This window comes from Pseudoalteromonas tunicata (assembly GCF_002310815.1).
GTDB classification, from domain to species: domain Bacteria; phylum Pseudomonadota; class Gammaproteobacteria; order Enterobacterales; family Alteromonadaceae; genus Pseudoalteromonas; species Pseudoalteromonas tunicata.
The window spans coordinates 3,502,951-3,524,946 of the sequence record NZ_CP011032.1 but is presented as its reverse complement, the minus strand read 5'-3'; the positions used below and the strand labels follow the sequence as shown (position 1 = coordinate 3,524,946).

Annotated in this window: 24 protein-coding genes; 19 read left to right on the top strand and 5 right to left on the bottom strand. The window is 39.8% G+C overall.

Annotation, left to right across the window (positions count from 1 at the left end; genetic code table 11):
• Nucleotides 1-6 precede the first annotated feature (6 nt).
• The 12 genes from gspD to PTUN_RS15890 are packed head-to-tail and all read left to right on the top strand — an operon-like array spanning nucleotide 7 to nucleotide 10,915.
• Nucleotides 7-2,076, top strand: coding sequence for a type II secretion system secretin GspD (gspD, locus tag PTUN_RS15945; RefSeq protein ID WP_009840596.1), 2,070 nt, complete (start codon nucleotides 7-9; stop codon nucleotides 2,074-2,076).
• On the top strand, nucleotides 2,069-3,556 hold the full coding sequence (gspE, locus tag PTUN_RS15940) for a type II secretion system ATPase GspE (RefSeq protein WP_009840595.1): 1,488 nt from the start codon (nucleotides 2,069-2,071) through the stop codon (nucleotides 3,554-3,556). The genes gspD and gspE overlap by 8 nt, the downstream gene beginning before the upstream one ends.
• Entirely contained in the window at nucleotides 3,556-4,773 is a 1,218-nt protein-coding gene (gspF, locus tag PTUN_RS15935; RefSeq protein ID WP_009840594.1) for a type II secretion system inner membrane protein GspF, read from the top strand. Before gspE ends, gspF begins: the two co-directional genes overlap by 1 nt.
• Before the next feature lie 36 nt (nucleotides 4,774-4,809).
• Nucleotides 4,810-5,235, top strand: coding sequence for a type II secretion system major pseudopilin GspG (gene gspG, locus PTUN_RS15930; RefSeq protein WP_009840593.1), 426 nt, complete (start codon nucleotides 4,810-4,812; stop codon nucleotides 5,233-5,235).
• A gap of 24 nt (nucleotides 5,236-5,259) precedes the next feature.
• Nucleotides 5,260-5,838: a prepilin-type N-terminal cleavage/methylation domain-containing protein gene (locus tag PTUN_RS15925; RefSeq protein WP_009840592.1), complete on the top strand. Its 579-nt coding sequence runs from the start codon at nucleotides 5,260-5,262 to the stop codon at nucleotides 5,836-5,838.
• Entirely contained in the window at nucleotides 5,835-6,245 is a 411-nt protein-coding gene (gene gspI / locus PTUN_RS15920; RefSeq protein ID WP_009840591.1) for a type II secretion system minor pseudopilin GspI, read from the top strand. Before PTUN_RS15925 ends, gspI begins: the two co-directional genes overlap by 4 nt.
• The gene (gene gspJ, locus PTUN_RS15915) at nucleotides 6,242-6,847 is read left to right on the top strand and encodes a type II secretion system minor pseudopilin GspJ (RefSeq protein WP_009840590.1); all 606 of its coding nucleotides are present in this window, start codon (nucleotides 6,242-6,244) and stop codon (nucleotides 6,845-6,847) included. Before gspI ends, gspJ begins: the two co-directional genes overlap by 4 nt.
• Nucleotides 6,847-7,845: a type II secretion system minor pseudopilin GspK gene (gspK, locus tag PTUN_RS15910; RefSeq protein WP_009840589.1), complete on the top strand. Its 999-nt coding sequence runs from the start codon at nucleotides 6,847-6,849 to the stop codon at nucleotides 7,843-7,845. Before gspJ ends, gspK begins: the two co-directional genes overlap by 1 nt.
• Nucleotides 7,842-9,047 carry a type II secretion system protein GspL gene (gspL, locus tag PTUN_RS15905; protein ID WP_009840588.1) on the top strand — a complete coding sequence of 402 codons (1,206 nt, stop codon included), beginning with the start codon at nucleotides 7,842-7,844 and terminating at the stop codon, nucleotides 9,045-9,047. Before gspK ends, gspL begins: the two co-directional genes overlap by 4 nt.
• A complete protein-coding gene (gene gspM / locus PTUN_RS15900; RefSeq protein ID WP_009840587.1) occupies nucleotides 9,044-9,511 on the top strand; it encodes a type II secretion system protein GspM in 468 nt (155 codons plus the stop codon). The genes gspL and gspM overlap by 4 nt, the downstream gene beginning before the upstream one ends.
• 1 nt (nucleotide 9,512) lies before the next feature.
• The gene (locus PTUN_RS15895) at nucleotides 9,513-10,271 is read left to right on the top strand and encodes a type II secretion system protein N (protein WP_009840586.1); all 759 of its coding nucleotides are present in this window, start codon (nucleotides 9,513-9,515) and stop codon (nucleotides 10,269-10,271) included.
• 14 nt (nucleotides 10,272-10,285) lie between these two features.
• On the top strand, nucleotides 10,286-10,915 hold the full coding sequence (locus PTUN_RS15890) for a UPF0149 family protein (protein ID WP_009840585.1): 630 nt from the start codon (nucleotides 10,286-10,288) through the stop codon (nucleotides 10,913-10,915).
• A gap of 65 nt (nucleotides 10,916-10,980) precedes the next feature.
• Here the strand turns inward: PTUN_RS15890 and PTUN_RS15885 are convergent, their stop codons facing one another.
• Both PTUN_RS15885 and PTUN_RS15880 read right to left on the bottom strand, forming a co-directional pair.
• Nucleotides 10,981-11,184: a hypothetical protein gene (locus tag PTUN_RS15885; protein ID WP_009840584.1), complete on the bottom strand. Its 204-nt coding sequence runs from the start codon at nucleotides 11,182-11,184 to the stop codon at nucleotides 10,981-10,983.
• Nucleotides 11,185-11,538, bottom strand: a complete 354-nt coding sequence (locus PTUN_RS15880) for a hypothetical protein (RefSeq protein ID WP_009840583.1) — start codon at nucleotides 11,536-11,538, stop codon at nucleotides 11,185-11,187. It lies immediately after the preceding gene.
• Nucleotides 11,539-11,741: 203 nt separating this feature from the next.
• On the opposite strand from PTUN_RS15880, the gene ccoG reads away from it, so the two are divergent.
• From ccoG to PTUN_RS15860, 4 genes are read left to right on the top strand one after another with little or no spacing between them, the layout of a single operon-like run.
• Nucleotides 11,742-13,166, top strand: coding sequence for a cytochrome c oxidase accessory protein CcoG (gene ccoG / locus PTUN_RS15875; RefSeq protein ID WP_009840582.1), 1,425 nt, complete (start codon nucleotides 11,742-11,744; stop codon nucleotides 13,164-13,166).
• A 60-nt stretch (nucleotides 13,167-13,226) separates the two neighbouring features.
• Entirely contained in the window at nucleotides 13,227-14,201 is a 975-nt protein-coding gene (locus PTUN_RS15870; protein WP_009840581.1) for a serine/threonine protein kinase, read from the top strand.
• A gap of 12 nt (nucleotides 14,202-14,213) precedes the next feature.
• Entirely contained in the window at nucleotides 14,214-14,837 is a 624-nt protein-coding gene (locus PTUN_RS15865; protein WP_040644337.1) for a thiol:disulfide interchange protein DsbA/DsbL, read from the top strand.
• A gap of 26 nt (nucleotides 14,838-14,863) precedes the next feature.
• A complete protein-coding gene (locus PTUN_RS15860) occupies nucleotides 14,864-15,496 on the top strand; it encodes a thiol:disulfide interchange protein DsbA/DsbL (protein WP_009840579.1) in 633 nt (210 codons plus the stop codon).
• A gap of 45 nt (nucleotides 15,497-15,541) precedes the next feature.
• On the opposite strand, the gene PTUN_RS15855 is transcribed toward PTUN_RS15860, so the two are convergent.
• The 3 genes from PTUN_RS15855 to PTUN_RS15845 are packed head-to-tail and all read right to left on the bottom strand — an operon-like array spanning nucleotide 15,542 to nucleotide 17,480.
• Nucleotides 15,542-16,354 carry a DUF4198 domain-containing protein gene (locus PTUN_RS15855; RefSeq protein ID WP_009840578.1) on the bottom strand — a complete coding sequence of 271 codons (813 nt, stop codon included), beginning with the start codon at nucleotides 16,352-16,354 and terminating at the stop codon, nucleotides 15,542-15,544.
• Between the two features lie 8 nt (nucleotides 16,355-16,362).
• Entirely contained in the window at nucleotides 16,363-16,860 is a 498-nt protein-coding gene (locus PTUN_RS15850) for a DUF2271 domain-containing protein (RefSeq protein WP_009840577.1), read from the bottom strand.
• A gap of 14 nt (nucleotides 16,861-16,874) precedes the next feature.
• The gene (locus PTUN_RS15845; RefSeq protein ID WP_009840576.1) at nucleotides 16,875-17,480 is read right to left on the bottom strand and encodes a PepSY-associated TM helix domain-containing protein; all 606 of its coding nucleotides are present in this window, start codon (nucleotides 17,478-17,480) and stop codon (nucleotides 16,875-16,877) included.
• 343 nt (nucleotides 17,481-17,823) lie between these two features.
• On the opposite strand from PTUN_RS15845, the gene PTUN_RS15840 reads away from it, so the two are divergent.
• From PTUN_RS15840 to leuB, 3 genes are all read left to right on the top strand, one after another.
• Nucleotides 17,824-18,948 (top strand): EAL domain-containing protein, encoded by a 1,125-nt coding sequence (locus PTUN_RS15840; RefSeq protein WP_009840575.1) that lies wholly within the window; start codon nucleotides 17,824-17,826, stop codon nucleotides 18,946-18,948.
• A 419-nt stretch (nucleotides 18,949-19,367) separates the two neighbouring features.
• On the top strand, nucleotides 19,368-20,915 hold the full coding sequence (gene leuA, locus PTUN_RS15835; protein ID WP_009840574.1) for a 2-isopropylmalate synthase: 1,548 nt from the start codon (nucleotides 19,368-19,370) through the stop codon (nucleotides 20,913-20,915).
• A complete protein-coding gene (leuB, locus tag PTUN_RS15830; protein WP_009840573.1) occupies nucleotides 20,912-21,988 on the top strand; it encodes a 3-isopropylmalate dehydrogenase in 1,077 nt (358 codons plus the stop codon). The genes leuA and leuB overlap by 4 nt, the downstream gene beginning before the upstream one ends.
• The last annotated feature ends 8 nt before the right edge of the window (nucleotides 21,989-21,996 follow it).

The window sequence follows — 21,996 nt, the reverse complement described above, 5'->3', positions numbered from 1 at the left end:
TTAGGAATGAATCACTTGCTACACCTAACAAAAATTAAAAAGGGGTTAGCAAAATACGCTACGTTATTGCTTGCGACAGGCCTTTCTTGTTCAGCTATGGCAGTACAGTATTCTGCCAATTTTAAAGGTACAGATATTAATGAGTTTATTAATATCGTGGGTCAAAATTTAAATAAAACCATCATTATCGATCCTAATGTGCGCGGTAAAATCAATGTCCGCAGTCCAGAGCTTATGGATGAAGAGCTGTATTACCAGTTCTTTTTAAATGTACTAGAGGTATATGGTGTTGCTGTTGTTGAGATGGACAATGGTATTTTAAAAGTTAAAAAAAGTTCTGATGCTAAAAAATCAAATGTTCCGGTATTGGGCGATGATTTTGACGTGCAGGGTGACATGCTAGTAACTCGTGTTGTACGAGTGAAAAATGTCAGTGTGCAAGAGCTTGGGCCAATTATTCGTCAATTTAGCGACCAAAAAGATGGGGGTCATGTAACAAATTATAACCCATCAAACGTATTGATGATGACGGGCCATGCGTCTTCAGTAAATCGTTTGGTTGAAATCATTCGCTTAGTTGACCAAGCGGGCGATCAACAAGTTGATATTGTAAAATTACGATATGCCACCTCAGCTGATGTGGTCTCTGTGGTTGATAACATTTATAAGCCAGCCTCGGGTAAATCTGATATCCCAGCCTTTTTAATTCCTAAAGTGGTCGCTGATGAGCGTACCAATAGCGTTATTGTCAGTGGTGAAGCGCAAGCACGTGAGCGTGCAATTACCTTAATTAAACGTCTTGATGATGAGTTAGAAACTCAAGGTAATACAAAGGTGTTTTATATCAATTACGCCAAAGCTGAAGATTTAGTTAAAGTATTGCAAGGGGTCAGCAAAACTATTGCTGAAGAACAAAAGCAAGGCGCTAAAACTAGCTCCCGTGGTCGTAATGATATTAGTATTGAGGCGCATCCTAATTCGAACTCGCTCGTGATTACTGCTCAACCTGACATAATGCGTTCATTAGAAGGTGTTATTGCTAAGCTTGATGTGCGCCGTGCTCAAGTGCTGGTCGAAGCGATTATTGTTGAAGTGTTTGAAGGTGATGGTGTTAATTTAGGTTTTCAATGGATTAACAAACAAGGCGGCATGTTGCAGTTTAACAATGGTACTACCGTACCGGTTGGTAGTTTAGGTGTTGCTGGTGAATTAGCTCGCGATAAAACAATCAAAAAAACGGTACTTGGAACAAACGAGGGTTCGGCTAATCAATACGAAGAAACTAAAGAAGGTGACTTAACGGCCCTTGCTAGTTTGCTTGGTGGCGTAAATGGTTTAGCGCTTGGTTTTGCCCGGGGTGATTGGGGTGCAATTTTACAAGCGGTTTCAACCGATACAAATTCTAATATCCTAGCAACACCGTCGGTGACGACTATGGATAACGAAGAAGCTTCGATGATTGTCGGTCAAGAAGTACCCATTATTACCGGTTCGCAAACGGGTAATAATAATACCAATCCATTCCAAACAGTTGAACGTCAAGAAGTGGGTATCAAACTAAAAGTCACACCACAAATCAACGATGGCAGTGCAGTACAGCTGACAATTGAGCAAGAAGTATCAAGCGTTAGTGGTGCAACAGCGGTTGATATCACCATTAATAAACGTGAAGTCACTACCACAGTGCTGGCAGATGATGGCGCTATGGTAGTACTTGGTGGCTTAATTGATGAAGATGTGCAAGAAAGTGTCTCTAAAGTGCCACTATTGGGTGACTTACCGATTATTGGTCACTTATTTAAATCAACTAGCACCAACCGTCGTAAACGTAACTTATTGATTTTTATTCGCCCAACCATTATTCGTGACAGTGCGACTATGAACCAGCTAAGTAATAGCAAATATAATTACATTCGCACTGAGCAGCAAAAACAAAAAGACGACGGTGTTGATTTAATGCCGACAATCGATACACCTATGTTGCCAGCTTGGAACGATGCCTTGGTTTTACCACCAACGTATGAGCAATATTTACACTCGCAAAATGTAAAAGAACAAGAGCAAAAAAATGACTGAACAAGTAGGTCTAATTAAGCGCTTACCTTTTGCATTTGCTAAACGTTTTGGCGTATTGCTTTCGCAGCAACCAACTGGCTATACCTTATATTGCCATGGACAAATAAACCCCGAAACGTTGCTTGAAGTTCGCCGCGTTGCGGGAGCTGAATTTATTGTCGAGCCTTTAAGTGATGAAAAATTTGAGTTGTTGCTTGAATCTGTTTATCAACGCGATAGCTCTGAAACCCAGCAAATAATGGAAGATATCGGTAACGAAGTTGATTTGTTTTCGCTCGCAGAAGAAATGCCACAAACAGAAGACTTGTTAGCCGGTGAAGATGATGCGCCCATCATCAAATTGATTAACGCCATGCTGGGCGAAGCTATCAAAGAAGGTGCCTCAGATATTCATATTGAAACCTTTGAGCAAGACTTAGTCATCCGCTTTCGGGTTGATGGTGTACTCAAAGAGGTATTAAAACCGAACCGCAAACTAGCCTCATTATTGGTGTCACGTATTAAAGTAATGGCCAAGCTCGATATCGCTGAAAAGCGCGTACCACAGGATGGCCGTATAAGTTTACGTATTGCGGGCCGTGCGGTCGACGTGCGGGTATCGACTATGCCATCAAGTTTTGGTGAGCGTGTCGTACTGCGTTTGCTTGATAAAAATAATGCGCGCCTTAATCTTGAAGACTTGGGCATGCTCAAGCAAAACCGCGACCGTTATGCCGATTTAATTCGCAAACCTCACGGCATTATCTTAGTCACAGGGCCAACGGGTTCGGGTAAAAGTACCACGTTGTACGCAGGGCTTGCTGAAATCAATTCTCGCGATCGTAATATTTTAACGGTTGAAGATCCGATTGAGTATGAAATCCCAGGCATTGGTCAAACCCAAGTTAATTCTAAAGTGGATATGACTTTCGCCCGAGGTTTACGTGCTATTTTACGTCAAGACCCCGATGTGGTGATGGTCGGTGAGATTCGCGATCTCGAAACAGCTCAAATTGCAGTACAAGCGTCACTTACAGGCCATTTAGTGATGTCGACACTGCATACCAATACGGCTGCAGGCGCAATTTCTCGTATGGAAGATATGGGCGTAGAACCATTTTTACTTTCATCTTCATTGCTAGGTGTATTGTCGCAGCGTTTAGTACGTACTTTATGTAAAGACTGTAAAGAAGCGCATTTGGCAGATGAAAAAGAATGTAAATTACTCGGTATGCCATTTGGTGAAAATACCAAAATTTACCGCCCTGTTGGCTGTGAAAAGTGTAACCATAATGGTTATCGAGGCCGTACCGGTATCCACGAGTTGCTAGTGGTTGATGAAGCCATTCGTGAGTTGATCCATAGTGGTAAAGGCGAACAAGCGGTTGAAAAATATATTCGCAAGCATACACCAAGTATTCGTCAAGATGGTTGTGCTCGCGTACTTGCAGGCGATACCAGTCTAGAAGAAGTGCTAAGAGTAACTAAAGAGGAACTCTAATGGCGGCATTTGAATACAAAGCACTTGATAAAAATGGCAAAACTAAAAAAGGGATCCTGGAGGGCGATACCGCCAAACAAATCCGCCAAGCTTTGCGTGAGCAAGGCTTAACGCCATTAGAAATTAATCAAGCTGCCGATCAAGAAAAAGCGCAAGCCAAGCAAGGTTTCTTCAAAACAACAGTATCAACGTCTGATTTAGCCTTAGTGACAAGGCAACTTGCAACCCTTATTCAATCGGCATTACCAGTGGAAGCTGCGGTACTAGCAGTTGCAGAGCAAAGTGAAAAGCCTCGTTTAAAACGTATGCTGATGGCAGTGCGCTCAAAAGTAGTTGAAGGTTATACCTTGGCTGATGGACTGGGTGAGTTTCCGCATATTTTTGATAATTTGTTTCGCTCTATGGTGGCAGCCGGTGAAAAGTCAGGTCACTTAGATCAGGTGCTTAATCGCTTGGCTGATTACACTGAGCAGCGCCAGCATATGCGCAGTCAAATCACACAAGCCATGGTTTATCCAACCGTCTTAGTGGTTTTTGCAATTGGTATTGTGGCAATTTTACTTGGTACGGTTGTACCTAAAATTTTAAAAACCTTTGAGAAATCAAAACAAGCCTTACCTTGGACAACCGAGTGGGTGATGGCCGCCAGCCATTTTGTGCAGAACTATTGGGCTATTACCTTGGTCTTATTTATTGCATTAGTGGTGGGCATAAAACACGCGCTGAAAAAGCCTAAAGTTCGCTATTGGTACGACAGTAAATTGTTAACATTACCAGGTATTGGCAAGGTGGCACGAGGTGTCAATACCGCTCGTTTTGCTCGCACACTGAGTATTTTATCTTCAAGTTCAGTGCCTTTGTTAGAGGGGATGAAAATATCAGGGCAAGTACTCTCTAATACTCGAATTCGAGACGCAGTTGCAGGTGCGGCAACACGAGTGAGTGAAGGGGCAAGTTTACGCGCGTCATTAACTGAAACGAAATTATTCCCCCCTATGATGTTGCACATGATCTCAAGTGGTGAAAAATCAGGTGAGCTTGAGCAAATGCTTGAGCGCGCAGCAGATAATCAAGATCGAGAATTTGAAACCTTAGTTAATGTTTCATTGAAGTTATTAGAGCCTGCAATGATTGCGGGGATGGCCGTGATTGTTTTATTTATTGTGATGGCTATTTTACAGCCAATTATGGCTATGAATAAGGCCATTGGTTTATAAACCACTGGCAAATAAAAACTGTAAAAGAGGTGTTTAATGCAAAAGCAAAGTGGATTTTCATTATTAGAAGTAATGGTTGTACTGGTGATCATCGGCATGATTATGGCTATCGTGGCGCCAAATATTATGGGTCAACAAGAAGAAGCTGCCGCAGATAAGGCGCGTTTAGATATTCAACAGCTTGAAGATGCGATGAGCATGTATAAATTACGCAACAAAGTGTATCCATCAACCGAGCAAGGTTTAGAGGCGTTAGTCACTGCTTCTACTATCGACCCAGTACCAAAACGTTTTCCTGAAGGTGGTTTTATAGAATCACTTCCAGAAGATCCATGGGGTAATCCATACATTTTGGTAAACCCAGGTGTGAAAGGTAAATACGATATTTTATCTATGGGCCCAGATGGCACTATGGATACCGCAGATGATATTGGTAATTGGAGTGATGACGAACAGAAATAATTGTTCGCCACAAATAATCCCTTTATGAAAAAACGCCAAGTTGGTTTTAGCTTAATCGAAATTTTAGTGGTCTTAGTGATCATCGCATTTGCTACTAACTTGGTTGTTTATAGCGTCAGTGATGGTGACGAAGAGCTATTAGAAAAACAAGCGCTTCGGGTTCATACCTTAATTAATTTAGCGTCGGACTTTGCAGTGCTCAATCAAGTTGAACTTGGTTTTCACCTTGAAAAAAATAAGCTTGAATTTTTAGCATTTGACGGCAATAAGTGGACACCATTTGAGCAAGTTAGCGAGCAAGATATTTTTAAAGCATTTGAATTTGAGCCGGTATTAGTGGCGGAGCTCAGTCTAGATGACTTACCTTGGGCACAAGATAATTTACTGGAACAAATCGATTGGCGCGAGCTGATGAACTCAGACAGTGAGGAAGATTTTCTTGAGCTCGATAAAATGAAAGTCCCACAAGTTATTATCTTATCTTCAGGCGAAGTGAGTGCTTTCTCTTTCTCATTATCTATCAAAGACAAAGCTGAGCCGCTGTATCTGATCGAAGGCGAGTTTATGGCACCTGTTGCCATGCACAGAGAGCCGCTAGAATGAAAAGCATAATAAAAACGCATTCTAGGCTTTTTAAATTAGCACAAGGTTTTACGCTGTTAGAAGTATTAGTAGCACTGAGTATTTGTGCCATGGCCGGTATCGCCGCTATGCAAGTAGCAGGTGAACATATTAATCATTTAAGCACGCTTGAACAGCAAACTTATGCCTCATGGGTGGCAGAAAACCGGTTAGTCGAAATAGTGGCTAAAGGCGATGATTGGTCTGGAAAAAATGGCGAGCGGGGGCAAGAAGAAATTGCTGGTCACGCTTGGTATTGGCAGCAGAAAATTATTGCAACAACCGCAGGTTCATCATTTGTAAAAGTAACCGTTGAAGTTTACAGCGACGAAGAGCTAAAAAACTCACTCTATGAATTGTCTACTTATGTAAATAAAGGTGGCAAATGAAACAACGCGGTTTCACCTTACTTGAGGTTATGGTTGCACTGGGTATTTTGGGCTTTATCGTGGTAGCCACCCACCAAATTTTACAAACAACCCTCAGAACTAACGAGATATCAGAACAAACCATTGCTGAACTTGAGGCACTGCAAACAACCTTTAGGCTAATGGAGCAAGATTTTAGTCAAATTACGCGCCGTGTTGCCCGTAACGAAGCCGGAGATAGTGTTGAGCAATACTTGTTGGTTGGGCGAAATTTATTAAATAGCCAATATGATGGTGTTGCTTTTATTCGTGATGGCTGGCGCAATCCTGCGTATTTATTACCACGCAGTGAATTACAAGCGATTGCTTATCGCGTTATTGACGATAAATTAGAGCGTGTTTATAAGGTTTATGTTGATAGCCTCGATAATAGCGAGCCTCGTAGTCATGTTCTTATCGAAGATGTTGAAGAATTTAAGCTGACCTTTTTAGATAAAAAAGATAAATGGCAAGATCAATGGCGAGATAAAGAATTACCGCTCGCAGTTGAAGTTGAATTAAAACTCAAAGACATGCTCCCCCTCAAACGCAAGTTTTTAATACCAGGCAGTGGAGGCAGCTAATGTACGATAAGCAAAATCAACGCGGTGCTGCATTAGTAATTGTACTTTTTGTGGTGGCATTGGCTGCGACACTTGCGGTTGAAATGAGCTCGCGCTTAATGATCCAAGTACAAAAAAATAGTAATTTACAAGATTACCAACAAGCAAAATGGTATGGCTACGCAGCCGAGGCTTTTGCAAAAAAAGTCATTTTAGAAGCAAAAAAACAAGATAAAGATAAAACCCATTTACAACAAGCGTGGGCGGCAGACGAAACCACCTTTCCTGTTGATGGTGGTACTATCACCGGAAAAATAACCGATTTACAGGCCTGTTTGAATTTAAATTCTTTACGAGCTTCGCAAAATTCTGACGGCGATAACTCAGTGAGAAAAGATAACGATGGCCACAAAGCATTATTGGCTTTGATTAAAAATATTGATGAATTGCCGATTGAAGAATCTGAAGAATCTTTAGCCGATAGCGTGCTTGATTGGGTTGATGCTGATAGTAATAATTTTGGTGAAGGTGCAGAGGAAGATGAGTACCTATCGCGTAAAATTCCTTATTTAACAGCCAATCATTACTTAGCATCCTTATCAGAATTACGCTTAATTAAAGGCTTCAACCCTTTAGTAATGAAAAAAATAACGCCACTGGTATGTGTGATCCCAGGTAATGAACTATTAGCTATAAATATCAATACGTTAAAAACCGAGCAAAGTGTTATTTTAAGTGCATTAATTAAAGATTTGGATAAAGAAGCTGCCAGTGCGATTATTTCAGCTCGTCCAGAAGATGGTTGGTCATCAATTAATGATTTCATTGCTGAGGCGGTTAAAAATGGCGCAAAAAATTTAAAGAATGATGACCCTAGATTTGTTTTAAAAAGTGATTATTTTCAGCTGGCTTCGACCACAACATACGCCGATAGCCGATTTCAAATCACCACGGTTTTTCATGTAGAAGATAATAAAAAAATAACCATACTGGCGCGAAAATTTGGAGCCGTACAGTGACAGAAGCATTATTAATTCATGTGGGCAGCAATCCAAGTGCTGCCATCAATTGGCTCATTTGGTCAGCCAAAGACGCTGAGATTATCGCCAGCGGCACATTAGACAGCGCGAACGAATTAACGAGTTTAACCGAAAAAGGCTTAAACCGAGAGGTGGTTTTATTACTGCCTGCTGCACAAGTGCAGCTAAAAACCGTTGCACTGCCTAGTAAGTGGGGCAGAAAGCTTGAGCAAGCATTGCCTTTTATCATCGAAGATGAAATAGCCTGTGACATTGATGATGTGTTTATTGCGGTTAATAAACCCCTGACTCAAGATAATCAGCATTTTGTTGAAGTGGCGGTAGTGGCAGAGCATTTTTTACAACATTGGCTTGATGCATTAAACGAATATCAACTCCAGCCAACTAAAGTGGTGCCTGATGCCTTGTTGCTTCCACCACCTGAACAGCCTTCTCACATCAGTGGCATTGAGCTTAATAATAATTGGTTGTTTCGAGCTGCTGATTGGCATATTGCGCAAGTCGAACCGTCATGGCTAACAGCATATTTGGCTGCGGCGCAGGTTAATACCGTATCGCATTACTCGCCTTGTGATTTTAGTGACGTGACTTTGCAAGATAACCCAAGTGAAATTGACTTACCTTTGGCGATTTTTGCAAAACAATTACCAATGTGTAGCTTTAATTTACTGCAAGGTCGCTTCAAGGTAAAAAAACAAGGTTCCCCTTTTTGGCAAAATTGGCGTACTCCATTAATTGCTGCAAGTGTGGCATTGGTGTGTTCGTTGAGTTTAAAAGGTGTTGAACTTTATCAATTAAAGCAACAGCTTGTTGTAGCTGAAGCTTCGATAATAAACCAATATCAAGCAGCTTACCCTGAGAGTAAAATTCGTATTAACCTTATTCGTAACCAAGTTAAAAACAAGTTACAGCAGGTTGAGGGTGGCTCAGATGCAGGCTTTTTGGTGTTATTACAAAATATTGCGCCAGTGCTTAATCAGGTTAACGGTTTTCAGCCACAATCAATCCGTTACGATATGAAACGTAATGAACTAAGATTGCGCGCAATAGGTAAAGACTTTCAAAGCTTTAGCCAAGTAAAACAAGAGTTAGAAAAGCAAGGCTTATCAGTTGATCAAGGCGGATTAAATAACGACGGTGATACGGTTGTGGGTGAAATCAAAATTAGGAGCCAAGCATGAAGCAATTAACGCAATATTGGCAATCATTAAATGCTAAAGAGCAAAAACTGCTCTCGATTGCAGGCTTCATTTTTGTCGTCTTTTTATTTGTAATGCTGGTATGGCGACCACTTAACTTAGCGTTAGAAAAAACCGAAAAAGAGCTTAAGCAACAACAAGAGCTTTCAGTGTGGCTAACAACCAGTTTGGCGAAAATTAAAAGTAATGAGCCTAAAGGTAATAGCAGCGCAAACTTGAGTACCTTGGTTAATAGTAGTCGAAATCGTTACAACATTAACATTACCCGGATGGTGCCAAAAGATAATAGCTTACGTGTCACTATCGACAGCGTTGAGTTTAACAAATTAGTCGATTGGTTAGCCGAACTGACATCAACTCATGGTGTTGTCATAACAAATGTGGAATTAAATAAACACGATACACAGGGTTTTGTGAAAGTAAGCCGTTTAGAGATAGAGAAATAATATGAAAAAAACAGCAATACTTACCGGATTATTTTTAGTGTGTTGGGTCTTTTTTATTATTTGTCTCATGCCCGCGTATGTTGTTGGTACTTTGGCTAAACCGTATTTACCGGCGCAGCTAAAGTTAGGTGAAATTACAGGTTCAATTTGGCAAGGGCAAATAGCGCAATTAGCTTTTGAGCAAACCCATATCCAAAAATTAGCATGGGACATTACACCAACGAGTTTGTTGCTCGGTCAGCTCAATGCAAAAGTTACTTTTGGACAAGCTAAAGATGTCGCGCAGCTTTCAGGCAAAGGTGTGGTGGGTTATGGTATATTTTCAGGTGCTTTAACTCTTAATAATACACAGGTGCGATTACCATTAGCGGATATGATTACAGCGCTTAAATTACCGCTTCCAGTGAGCGTTAAAGGGCAATTAATTGCAGATATCAGTCAATATCAACTCGGCGCGCCTTATTGCAATACGTTAGCAGGTGATTTACTGACAAAAGATGTCTCAGTACAAGGGTTTTCAGGTTGGTTTACAGTAGAAAGCTTAATCGGTGAGCTTAATTGTCGTGATGGTGCTGTGACACTTAATGTTGAACCTGATAACGAACTTGGCTTAGAAATTGACGCCAGCGTGCAAGGACCAAATCAAATGAAATTGGCAGGATTTATCAAACCTGCAGCTTCGATGCCAAAAGATGTGCATAATGCGGTAAAATTTTTGGGGCGTCCTGATGAACAAGGTCGTTACACACTTAGGTTTTAATTTTAGGCGACACAGTGCAACAACTTTATTTAACACCCGATGAAAAAAAAGCGTTAGCCGATTGGTTAGCAAGTGATGAAACAGCCGAAAACGCGATGGCATTTGCGCAGTTACAAGGTTATTTATTTGCTTTGATTTGTGCTCCTGAACCACTTGATGTTGAAGTATGGGTCAAACAAGCGGTAGGCGATGACTTAAGTCTGCTTTCACAAGATCACTTGTTTGCGCTCATGGCTTTACATAACGAGATGAGTGAACAAGTTTTTGATACCGGCTTTCAATTGCCAGACTATTTTAAAGGTGCTCATAGTTTGTCACCGCAGATGTTAGTGCAAAGTGAGGCGCAGCTATGGTCTTTGGGTTTTGCGCAAGGTGCAAAAGAGTACACCACTGCATTATTAAAAAGTGATGAATTGCCTGAAGAGTTCGCGACCACGTTTTCATTCGCTTATCACTGTTTAGCATTTTTAGCTGAGCCAGATAAATTAGCGGCATCGGCTACAAAGCAAGGGCATGAGCTGGCGCAATATTGCCATCATATGTTGACCTTAATGGCTGATTTTTCGTTAGGATTTGCAGAATTGGTTGAAGCGGCCGCATTAGCTAGTGGTTTTTTTCAAGATGATGATTGGCAAGACAATTAAGGTGTTTTCACACCACCAATAAAAAAGGGTCTTGCGACCCTTTTTTATTGGTTTAAATTTTTGAGCTAAACAAAATCAAGCGCAATGTCGGTACAGCCTTTAGCGCAGCGTGCTCCAGGATTGGCGCTCTGCTCTGGTAGGTACAGTACAATTGCTTTTAGACAGTGTGGGCATTTAATCTCACGGCCTTGCATTAGCTTTTTTATCGTGGCTTTTTGCTCATTAAATGATTTTGCTGAGCTTTTATTAAGTTGAGAAAAGTCAGTCATTTAGTTGTGCGCTGCGATTTCGGTGGTCATAATTAAACAAACCTGACGCAGTTTATCACCATAAAAAAACTGGTTTAAATCTCGGTCGGTGCAGTAACGCTTATGAAATGCTCTTACTTTTTCATCTGTTTGAGTATTTTCATCAAGATGAATACGTTCTTTTTCTTTTAATTTTAATTTCGCTTTGATTTCAGCATTTACTTTTTTTGCCAGTTTATCTTTTTGTAGTTGAGTTGATTCACTCATTTTATCGCTAAACATAGCAAAGAGCTCATCACGTGGTTTTTTAATGCTTTCGTGGTCAATACTGAGTAACGCAAGGATAATCACGACAAAAATAAAAAAGTTTTTCATAAATCACTCTATTTCTTGATCTAATCTCAACATTTATACATCGATTGTAATAAAATGCAATGTAACTAGAACTCGTTTGGTGCTTGTTTACGAGTTTTAGCCAAGGGGCATTGTAAAGATAACTGCGTGCGTGCGCGACACTTTTATAGTTAAGTTGTTTATACTGAATGAGTATTTTAATCCAAACAAGTTGAGGAACTTCGATGGAAAATAAAATAGAAGTTAAAAATATTCCTGTTGATGTCAAAATTCAGCAGCCAGATCCAGATAAGTTTGATCGTTTTAATCCAAGAAACCGAATTTATGTAAGAGCCGTTAATGGCTTGCATCAAATGCTTCGTCAGCGCTTAGGCTTTATTGCCATGCTTTCTTTTATGTTATTGCCTTGGCTTACCTTTAATGGTCAACAAGCTATTTTGTTTGATATTTTTGAGCAGAAATTTAATATTTTTGGTATGACATTGTGGCCACAGGATCTGACTATTTTGGCTTGGATCTGTATTATTGCAGCATTTGCGCTATTTCTGGTCACCGCTTTTTATGGACGTGTCTGGTGTGGTTATATGTGTCCGCAAACGGTTTGGACCTTTATTTTTATTTGGTTTGAAGAGAAATTTGAAGGCAGTGCTAATCAGCGTAAAAAGCTCGATCAGCGTCCAATGGACTTTGATAAATTCTGGAGAAAATCAGCAAAACATTTAAGTTGGGTTGGCTTTTCGTTATTCACTTCCTTGACCTTTGCTGGCTATTTCACGCCAATTGCTGATTTAATGGTGAATTTTTTCACTTGGCAAGCCAGTAGTTATGCGGTGGGTTGTGTGTTGTTTTTTACCGCTTGTACTTATGGTAATGCTGGATGGATGCGTGAAATCATGTGTTTGCATATTTGTCCTTATTCACGTTTTCAATCAGCCATGTTTGATAAAGATACCTTTACTGTGACATACGATGCAGCGCGAGGCGAAAGCAGAGGGCCGCGTAGTCGTAAACAAGATCCAAAAGAAATGGGCTTAGGTGACTGTATTGACTGTAATTTGTGTGTTCAAGTATGCCCAACCGGAATTGATATCCGTAACGGTTTACAGTACGAGTGTATTAATTGTGGTGCCTGTATTGATGCCTGTGATGGTGTGATGGATAAAATGAATTATCCAAAAGGACTGATTGCTTACACGACAGAACGGAATTTAGAGCCAGGTAAAAATACCAAAGCTATTCGTCCTAAACTCATCGGATATACGGTTGTCTTGATGGTTATGGTGGGGGTATTGGCGGCTGATATTATGTCCAGAAAGCCAATGGATTTAGATATTATTCGCGATCGAAATCAGCTGTTTAGAGAAAGCAACGAAGGACTGATTGAAAATACATATACCCTTAAAATTTTAAATAAATCTCAACAAGATCATTACTATGAAGTTGAAGTTGAGGGGTTATCTAAATATACCTTTATTGGTAAACAAGAAGTCCATGTTAAAGCCGGTGAGTCTTACAGTTTGCCATTATCTTTGGCAATTGATCCATATGATTTATCAAAGCCTGTCACAGAGTTTAACTTTGTTTTATTTATGAAAGAGACGCCGGACATTCGAATTGCTCAACCGAGTAACTTCTTTAAAGGCCGTTAAACGACAAAAATGATACACTTCAAAACGAGGCATTTGCCTCGTTTTTTTTAATGGTGCCTTATGAGCAAATTTAGTTTTAGTGATCTTACTCCAGATCTTATTTTAGATGCGATAGATACCGTTGGTATCTATGCCGAATCAGGATTGTTAGCGCTAAATAGTTATGAAAATCGTGTTTATCAATTTAAAGCTGAAGATGGTAAACGTTATGTGGCTAAATTTTATCGCCCAGAGCGTTGGACTGAAGCGCAAATTAATGAAGAGCACCAATTTGCATTTGAGCTTGCTAATGCTGAGGTTCCTGTTGTCGCACCTATTATTCGGGATGGGACTAGTTTATTTTCACATCAAGGATATTTGTTTACGTTATTTCCAAGTGTCGGCGGGCGAATTTTTGAAGTTGATAACTTAGATCAACTCGATGTTTTGGGTCGTTTTATCGGTCGTATGCACCAAACGGCAAAAGCAAAGCCCTTTGTACATCGTCCGACCATCACTAGCGCTGAATACTTAGTTGAAGCGCGCGCGCATTTAGTGGCAAGTGAGTTGATCCCAATGTCACTCACTACCGCTTTCTACACTGTATTAGATATGGTGATCAAACAAGTGCAGCAAGCATATAAAGCTAATAGTCTCATTCGCTTGCATGGTGATTGTCATGCGGGCAATATAATGTGGACCGGTGAAAAGCTCATGTTTGTTGATTTGGATGACAGCCGAATGGGGCCTGCTATTCAAGATCTTTGGATGATGTTAAGTGGCGATAGAAACAATCAGCTCATTCAGCTTGATACTTTAGTGCAAGCGTATGAAGAGTTTTGCCCACTGGATTTTAGTCAGTTTAAGTTAATCGAACCTTTGCGAGCATTACGTATGGTGCATTACATGGGTTGGGTGGCAAAACGTTGGCAAGATCCTGCATTTCCACGGAACTTTCCATGGTTTGCATCAGACAAATACTGGGAACAACAAATATTGGCTTTAAAAGAACAACTATCAGCATTAAATGAGTCTTCACTCAGTTTAATGCCATAACAAGAGATGATTATGATTAAAAAATTAAAATTAACCCTGTTACTGTTATTGCTGCCAGTTGCAGCATGGGCAGCGGAGTTTGAAGCGGGTAAACATTACGTAGAGCTTGATACGGCTAAAAGTGCTTCACCCCAAGTGATGGAGTTTTTCTCTTTTTACTGCCCGCATTGTTATAAAATGGAGCCAGTCGCGATAGCTCTGGCCAAGCAACTTCCTGCTGGTACCGCGTTTAACAAAAAACATGTGGATTTTTTGGGCGGCTTAAATAAAGAGCAGCAAACGATCTTAACGCGCGGTTATTTAGTGGCGAAAGAAAAAGGCGTTGAAGAATCGATGACAAAAGCGATTTTTAATTATATTCATCGTGATAAAGCGCGTTTTAGTAGTATTAAAGATGTACGTGATTTATTTGTTTTAAATGGCATAGATGGTAAAGCGTTTGATGATTTAGCTTTTAGTATGCCAGTTGAAGCGCAAATTAATGACATGGTTGCGGAACAAACTAAATATACTCAGCTTGGTGCGTTGTCTGGTGTGCCGACTTTTATTGTTAATGACAAATATAAAGTGAATTTTCATGAAGTAAAATCACAAGAAGAATTCAATCAATTAGTTAGTTTTTTATTAGCTAAATAAAAATAAAATTTGGAGAAGGAAAAAGTATGAAGTTTTTAACTGGTTTATTATTCGCAGCATTTTTGGCGCCCATAGCTGCAGTTGCAGTTGATTACCAAGAAGGCGTTCATTATGAAGTGATATCGGATCGCGCTACTAAAAAACCTGAAATTAAAGAGTTTTTCTCTTTTTATTGCCCTGCGTGTAATAATTTTGAAAAAGTAGTTCACGATTTAAAACCGTTATTACCAAAAGACATTGAGTTTAAGAAAAGCCATGTCGACTTTATGGGTGGTCACACGACTGAAAATCAACAAATGCTATCACAAGCCTTAGCCACTGCTGAAGTTGTACCACAAAAAGATAAAGTGATTGCTGCATTATTTAATCACTATCATGGTAAACATAATAAATTTAATGATGTGCAAGATGTAAAAGATATTTTTGTTGCGCAAGGCGTTGACGCAGACAAATTTGATAAATTATTCAGTGGCTTTGCAGTAAGAACTAAGGCTGCCAAAATGAAGCGCGATCAAGATTTCTTTAAAGAAAAAGGTGCGCTAAATTCGGTTCCTACTTTTATCGTTAATGGTCAATATAAATTATTACTTGGTGCTAAATCAGGCGTGAGCTCAGCTGAAGATATGAATAAACTAATTGGTTATTTATCGGCTAAATAAGTTTTATTGCTAAAAAATAAAGCCCTCAATTGAGGGCTTTGTTGTTTATTCTAAACTTGCAGCAAAGGTTAAAAAGAGTGAACTGGCAAGTTCATCGGCTTTATCATTGTCTTTTAGTGCTTGGGTGTGCTCTGTGTGTAGTAAATAGCGTCCTGCGTATTTTGGCACAAAGCTGACTAAACCTGACTGATCAGAAACGACAGTAATATTTTTAATTTCATTACGATAAAGCGTTCCCTCAGGAATAATATCAACCTCTACACCTTCAATCGGTTTGCCATTAAAGGTCAGCTTGAACTTAACCATTTCGTTTTGTGCAATATCGGCAGGGTGTGTCAGCGGTGTAAGCTCTAAATATTTGCCACTTGGTTTCAGTACTGTATCTGTTGCTTTATTTAGCGTAACGTAGCTTTCAACTCGAGAAATACTCAAGCGGGTGGTGAAGTCAGTAGCACCTTCTGGAGCTTGAGCTTTGGCTGTTGCTTTATCTTCACGTTTACGTTGCCATTGTTCTTCGCCTTTTAGTTTAAAGCGGGTGAAATAGCTCTCTGTCACGGGATATTCAAATTTATACGTACCATCAACAGTCAGTTGGTAATCAAATACTGCTTTACGTTTTCCTTGAAAAATTGCGGCAGGGACATCTGTTTTGCCTTCAGGAGTTTGAATGATAACTTTATCTGCAGAGAAAGGTTTATCGTATTCAAATACTTGATTACTTGCGCTGGTATCTGCTGTGATCCAGACTGCTCCTTTGTCGGATGAGGTATTAAAGTGGCTTGGCAAAATCCAACGATCATGGGCTTGAGCTTGAATACTAACAAGGCAAAGCGCCGCTAATGCAATTGAGTGTTTCATGGTGATCCTTATTGATAAGTGATTGTGATAGGACCTGTTTCAGCTGTCGCTGCGAGGGTCGTATTAAACTTTTCATTGAGTACAAATGGGTGTTTAACTAAGCTTCTGCCGCCATGTTCACGTACTACTTCAACCAGTAACGTGTAGTTGCCCGCAGTGAGCGCTTGTTTATTTTGATTCAGTCCATCCCAAGTCAGTCTGTATTGACCTGCAGGACGAGTTGCTGATGTCATTGCGTCGACTAATTCTTTGTCATCGCGACCTGCTTTTCGCCACCAACGTTGAATATCTTTAAGCCATTTAAAGCCTTTTTCTTCTCGCCAAAGTGCGATTGTTGCTTGATGCTTAGCGTGGCTATCTTCTACCCATACCGCGACATAAGGGCGATGATATTGACCCTCAGTGATTTCGGGTAAAGTAAGAGAGATATCCATTTGCGCTGCGCTATAGGCATTTAAGCAATAGCAAGTGCAAAGTAAGGCCATAATTTTGATCGTTATTTTCATTAAGGGCTCCAGAGTTAAGGAATTAAAGTGAAGTAAACCAGCGCGCAGCAGCCGGTTGCAAATAGCATGTAAGAGATTGATTTTTTAAGACGTTTCTGTTGAGGGACTAGTAGTAAAGCCCCTGAAATTGAAAATAGAATAATTAAAATGGCGCACAAATCTAAAATAAAAGCCCAAACTTTGCCGCTGTTACGGCCTTTGTGTAAATCATTCAAAATAGCAATCAGGCCATAATCAATCTGTTCAAAATAGCTTTGTTTTTCAACCAAATCTAAAGTCAGCGTTTTATAACTACCTGGGCCTTTATGGACGAGTTGTATTTCATCAGGGCTTATTTGAGCTGTTGAGTAGTCCATTGCAAAACTACTACCAACATAATGAGACAATGCTTGCTGTTGCTCGTCTGCTGAGAGCGTAAATAAATAAGCGGGTAATGCATCTTCTTGATATTTAGTAATGCCTTTTGCATCAAACCAAGTCGGATGATTGAGCGTAATACCTGTAATTGCAAAAAAAAGCATCATTACTAAGAGTGCCATTGAAACATAAACATGAATGGCTCGAATCAGCGTTAATGTCGACTTATTGAATTTAAATTTGGTTTTAGAAGATGCGTGCATAACGGTCTTATTTTAAATATTTTAAGAAGTGATAGTGATTTTGAAGCGTGTTATTAATTCAAAAATTGGTTCGTTACATTTTTAGTCAGATGCGAGAGGCTTGAAATAATAAGATATAGGAATTACTTCGCATGCTAATCTAATTGATAATGGTTATTATTTGATGTTAAGGTATTTGCAATAAAAAAGCATCTATTATTTTTGTTTTAGCTAAAACGATGCAGTTTCTATTTTGGTAGTTAACAAGAATGATTAAATAAAATGCTTTAAATTAGATTCGTAAATTCAGTTAACTCATACTTTTTGTGCTATCACTAATAGAGGGTCATTATTAGAGAACACAATGAGCGATGTGCAATTTAATCAAACAATATTAGTTTGTGATAGTAATGAAATAAGTCGTGCCAATACGGTTAAATGCCTTGCTTATTTATGGTCTGGACCTATTGAGCAGTGTATTTCTCCCGCCGCGGCACAAGCCTTTTTAAGTCAAAATAAAAATAAACAGACTATTTTTATTGCAGCGCTTGCTGATTTTATTGATGTAAAATTTTCGTCATGGCTTTTAGACTTAAGCTTTAAAGGTCAGTTGATTTTATTGCTAAACGCTGATGATACTTTGCCAAAGTTTTTACCTTTAGATCAAATCACTTTGGTGCACAAACCAGCAAAATTACATGATTTTCAAAAGATATTCTGTATCGATAAAAACGAGCTTGATGCAATAAAATTAGATAAAGCATTTTTGACTCAATTGCTGAGTCGTCGAGATGCTTTATCTATTGAGTTTCAAGCGCAGTACCTAGCGCGCAGTGAAAAAGTGTGGGGTTTTGAGTCTTTGACTCGTTTTCAGTACCAAGGACAAAAACTCGACACTTTAGAGGTGATAAAAGCCATCGAGTTTTTTGGTTTAATGGATAAATTCAGCACCATATTTTTTAAGCGGTTGAGTGAAGTGCTCCCTGCATTTCGTAATACACGAATTTCACTTAATTTATCTCTATATGACGTTGAAAAATATGACTTACTTAATTTAATGTCTGTAATGCTGCAGCAAACAAATATGCCGGCCAATAAGATAACGCTAGAGTTTTCCTACGATGCTTATTTTCACTCTTCAGCGCAGGCAATTACGTTATTGTGTCAGCTCAAAGCATTGGGTTTTGATATGTCGATTGATGGTTATAAGGGCGATTTAGCTGAGCTAACACGGCTACCACTGATGATAGATGAGGTTAAATTATCATTAAGTAATCAAAAAAATCATAAAAGTGTCTATATTTTGCCTGATATTAAAGACATTGTGCCTTTATCACATAATGTTGGAACCCGCGTCGTTTTTGCTGAGATAGAGCAATACCAGCAATTTAAAAAAGCACAAAAATTTTCTACCGATGCAATTTTACAGGGGTATTATTTAGCTCCTCCAGTTGGCTTTAGTGAATTGGCCAGTTTGCAGTTAGCTTGAGCTTTGCAATCTGTAAACCATGATTTTTGGATTACTTTTATCCAAAATGAAATAAAACTTAGAATGTTACCCTTTTTACATTTCCTCTATAGATAAAACGTCATTAGCTTTGAATTTGGATATAAAAACCACTTAATTGCTTTTTTTGGGTTTTTATATTTTTAAATTTGTTTTTTTTTAAGTTTTGATGCTGTTTTTATGCTTGATTTGCATGGGGGTGGATGTTAAAAAGGTGGCGTTGAAATGTAAAGGTTCATGAAAAAATGCAAATAACATCATTATTAACACTGAATATTAAACTCTCTCTCTTACTTAAGAGCGATGGGGTTTAGTGTATTTGCATTAAGAGATACGTTACAAAAACCCCGCTTTAGTCGGGGTTTTTTTATGTCTATAAAATTGTTAGTTAAGGAACAGTAATGAGCGATAAAGTTTGGATTTTTGATACAACACTACGTGATGGTGAACAAGCCTTAAAAGCAAGCTTGACTGAAGATGATAAATTACAACTCGCTCATACTATTAGCCGACTGAATGTAGATGTCATGGAGGTGGGGTTTCCAGTATCAAGCCCAGCAGATTTTCGCTCGGTGCAGCGTATTGCAACTGAAGTAAAAGGACCAATTATTTGTGGTTTAGCGCGGGCAGTTGTGAAAGATATTGAAGCGTGTGGCGAAGCGCTTCGCCCTGCTGAGCAGCGCCGTATTCATACTTTTATTGCCACAAGTCCATTGCATCTTGAACATAAGTTACGAATGAGTTTAGACCAAGCAACTGAAATGGCAGTTAAGTCGATAAAGTTAGCGCGTAATTACACCGATGATGTTGAATTCTCATGTGAAGATGCAGGGCGTACTCCACATGATGATTTATGCCGTATTGTTGAGCGCGCAATTGCTGCAGGTGCTTCTACCATCAATCTTCCTGATACGGTCGGATATGTTACTCCGCAAGAATATGCGGCGATGATCAGTCATTTAATGAATAACGTGCCTAACATTGATAAAGCGCGTTTAAGTGTGCATTGCCACAATGATTTAGGTTTAGCCGTGGCGAACTCGATTGCTGCAGTGCAAGCAGGTGCGCGTCAAATCGAATGTACTATCAATGGTATTGGTGAGCGAGCCGGTAACTGTTCGATGGAAGAAGTGGCAATGATTTTAAAAATGCGTCACGACTACCTTAATTTGCATACCGATATTAATAGTGAGGAAATTTATCGAGCGTCGCGTCAAGTAAGCCAAATTTGCAACATGCCAGTGCAACCGAATAAAGCGATTGTCGGTGAAAATGCCTTCGCGCATAGTTCGGGTATTCATCAAGATGGTGTATTAAAAGCACAAAATACCTATGAAATTATGTCACCAGAAACAGTGGGTGTGCCAAGCAACCAATTAAATATGACTTCGCGCTCAGGCCGTCATGTTATTCAACATCGTTTAAGTGAGCTTGGCTATCAAACCGGCGATTATGATATGGAAAGCTTATATGAAAGCTTTTTAGCCTTGGCAGATCAAAAGGGCACAGTGTATGACTATGACCTTGAAGCAATGATCCACTTTAATAAAATCAGTGATAAAGATGACTATTATCAGCTGGATTTTGTTAATTCAACATCGAATTCACAGTCAGTTGCCAGCAGCACAGTTGGCTTGGTCATTGGTGGTGAAAAAGTCTCTGAAGCCGCGACCGGCAATGGCCCTGTTGAGGCATCTTATAAGGCGATTAAGCGCATTACAGCAATGGATGTTGAAGTGATTGAATACAACCTTGATGCAACTGGCGCGGGTGAAAGCTCACTGGGCCAAGTTGATATCATCGCCAAATTTGATGGTAAACAATATCACGGTGCAGGCCTTGCAGCCGATATTGTAGAGGCATCAGTCCGCGCTATGGTACGAGTTTACAATTTAATTTATAGGGCGCAGCAAGTGTCTGATATAAAACAACAAAGGAAAGCAGGATGAGTCAGTCAAATTATAATATTGCCGTTTTAGCCGGTGATGGAATTGGCCCTGAGGTAATGGCGGCCGCAGAGCAAGTTTTAGATGCGGTGAGCCAAAAATTCAGTTTTACTTTAAATCGCACACATCATGCCATTGGTGGTGCGGCGATAGATCAATTTGGTCAAGCATTACCAGATGCAACACTTGCGGCATGTGAGCAGGCCGATGCCATTTTATTTGGTTCAGTAGGTGGGCCAAAATGGGAAAAACTACCGCCAGCCGAACAGCCTGAGCGTGCATCCCTATTACCGCTGCGGAAGCATTTTGGTTTGTTTTGTAATTTACGCCCAGCGCAATTATTACCAGCTCTTAGTGCTGCATCACCTTTACGTGCTGATATCAGCGAAAAAGGATTTGATATTTTATGCGTACGTGAATTAACTGGCGGTATTTATTTTGGTGAAAAAGGTCGCAGTGGTGAAGGCGAGTCTGAATCTGCATTTGATACGCAAACTTATTCACGTAAAGAGATTGCTCGTATTGCCCATTTTGCTTTTTCAGCCGCGCGCTTACGTCGCAATAAAGTAACCTCAGTAGATAAGGCCAATGTATTGGCATCAAGTGTTTTGTGGCGTGAAGTAGTGACCGAAGTATCAAAAGATTACCCTGATGTCGCACTCGAATACATTTATGTTGATAACGCGGCCATGCAATTAGTAAAAAATCCGGGTCAATTTGATGTTTTATTATGCGACAACCTATTTGGTGACATTTTATCGGATGAATGCGCAATGATCACCGGCTCGATGGGCCTTTTGCCTTCAGCAAGCTTAAATCAATCAGGTTTTGGTTTGTATGAACCTGCTGGTGGTTCAGCGCCGGATATTGCTGGTAAAGGCATTGCCAACCCGATAGCCCAAATTTTAAGTGCAGCTTTGATGCTTAGATATTCACTTAAACAAGAAGAAGCGGCGCGTACCATTGAAAAAGCAGTGGCCGAAGCGGTTGCTGCCGGTGTTGGGACGCCAGATATTTATCCGCAAGCAGGTTGCACTACCGCAGATGTTGCTGCGGCGATCGTGGCACGTATTTAATTAATTTT

Coding starts and splice junctions, on each gene's coding strand:
- gspD (WP_009840596.1), top strand. CDS start 7: ATGAATCACTTGCTACACCTAACAAAAATTAAAAAGGGGTTAGCAAAA.
- gspE (WP_009840595.1), top strand. CDS start 2,069: ATGACTGAACAAGTAGGTCTAATTAAGCGCTTACCTTTTGCATTTGCT.
- gspF (WP_009840594.1), top strand. CDS start 3,556: ATGGCGGCATTTGAATACAAAGCACTTGATAAAAATGGCAAAACTAAA.
- gspG (WP_009840593.1), top strand. CDS start 4,810: ATGCAAAAGCAAAGTGGATTTTCATTATTAGAAGTAATGGTTGTACTG.
- PTUN_RS15925 (WP_009840592.1), top strand. CDS start 5,260: ATGAAAAAACGCCAAGTTGGTTTTAGCTTAATCGAAATTTTAGTGGTC.
- gspI (WP_009840591.1), top strand. CDS start 5,835: ATGAAAAGCATAATAAAAACGCATTCTAGGCTTTTTAAATTAGCACAA.
- gspJ (WP_009840590.1), top strand. CDS start 6,242: ATGAAACAACGCGGTTTCACCTTACTTGAGGTTATGGTTGCACTGGGT.
- gspK (WP_009840589.1), top strand. CDS start 6,847: ATGTACGATAAGCAAAATCAACGCGGTGCTGCATTAGTAATTGTACTT.
- gspM (WP_009840587.1), top strand. CDS start 9,044: ATGAAGCAATTAACGCAATATTGGCAATCATTAAATGCTAAAGAGCAA.
- PTUN_RS15895 (WP_009840586.1), top strand. CDS start 9,513: ATGAAAAAAACAGCAATACTTACCGGATTATTTTTAGTGTGTTGGGTC.
- PTUN_RS15885 (WP_009840584.1), bottom strand. CDS start 11,184: ATGACTGACTTTTCTCAACTTAATAAAAGCTCAGCAAAATCATTTAAT.
- PTUN_RS15880 (WP_009840583.1), bottom strand. CDS start 11,538: ATGAAAAACTTTTTTATTTTTGTCGTGATTATCCTTGCGTTACTCAGT.
- ccoG (WP_009840582.1), top strand. CDS start 11,742: ATGGAAAATAAAATAGAAGTTAAAAATATTCCTGTTGATGTCAAAATT.
- PTUN_RS15870 (WP_009840581.1), top strand. CDS start 13,227: ATGAGCAAATTTAGTTTTAGTGATCTTACTCCAGATCTTATTTTAGAT.
- PTUN_RS15865 (WP_040644337.1), top strand. CDS start 14,214: ATGATTAAAAAATTAAAATTAACCCTGTTACTGTTATTGCTGCCAGTT.
- PTUN_RS15860 (WP_009840579.1), top strand. CDS start 14,864: ATGAAGTTTTTAACTGGTTTATTATTCGCAGCATTTTTGGCGCCCATA.
- PTUN_RS15855 (WP_009840578.1), bottom strand. CDS start 16,354: ATGAAACACTCAATTGCATTAGCGGCGCTTTGCCTTGTTAGTATTCAA.
- PTUN_RS15850 (WP_009840577.1), bottom strand. CDS start 16,860: ATGAAAATAACGATCAAAATTATGGCCTTACTTTGCACTTGCTATTGC.
- PTUN_RS15845 (WP_009840576.1), bottom strand. CDS start 17,480: ATGCACGCATCTTCTAAAACCAAATTTAAATTCAATAAGTCGACATTA.
- PTUN_RS15840 (WP_009840575.1), top strand. CDS start 17,824: ATGAGCGATGTGCAATTTAATCAAACAATATTAGTTTGTGATAGTAAT.
- leuA (WP_009840574.1), top strand. CDS start 19,368: ATGAGCGATAAAGTTTGGATTTTTGATACAACACTACGTGATGGTGAA.
- leuB (WP_009840573.1), top strand. CDS start 20,912: ATGAGTCAGTCAAATTATAATATTGCCGTTTTAGCCGGTGATGGAATT.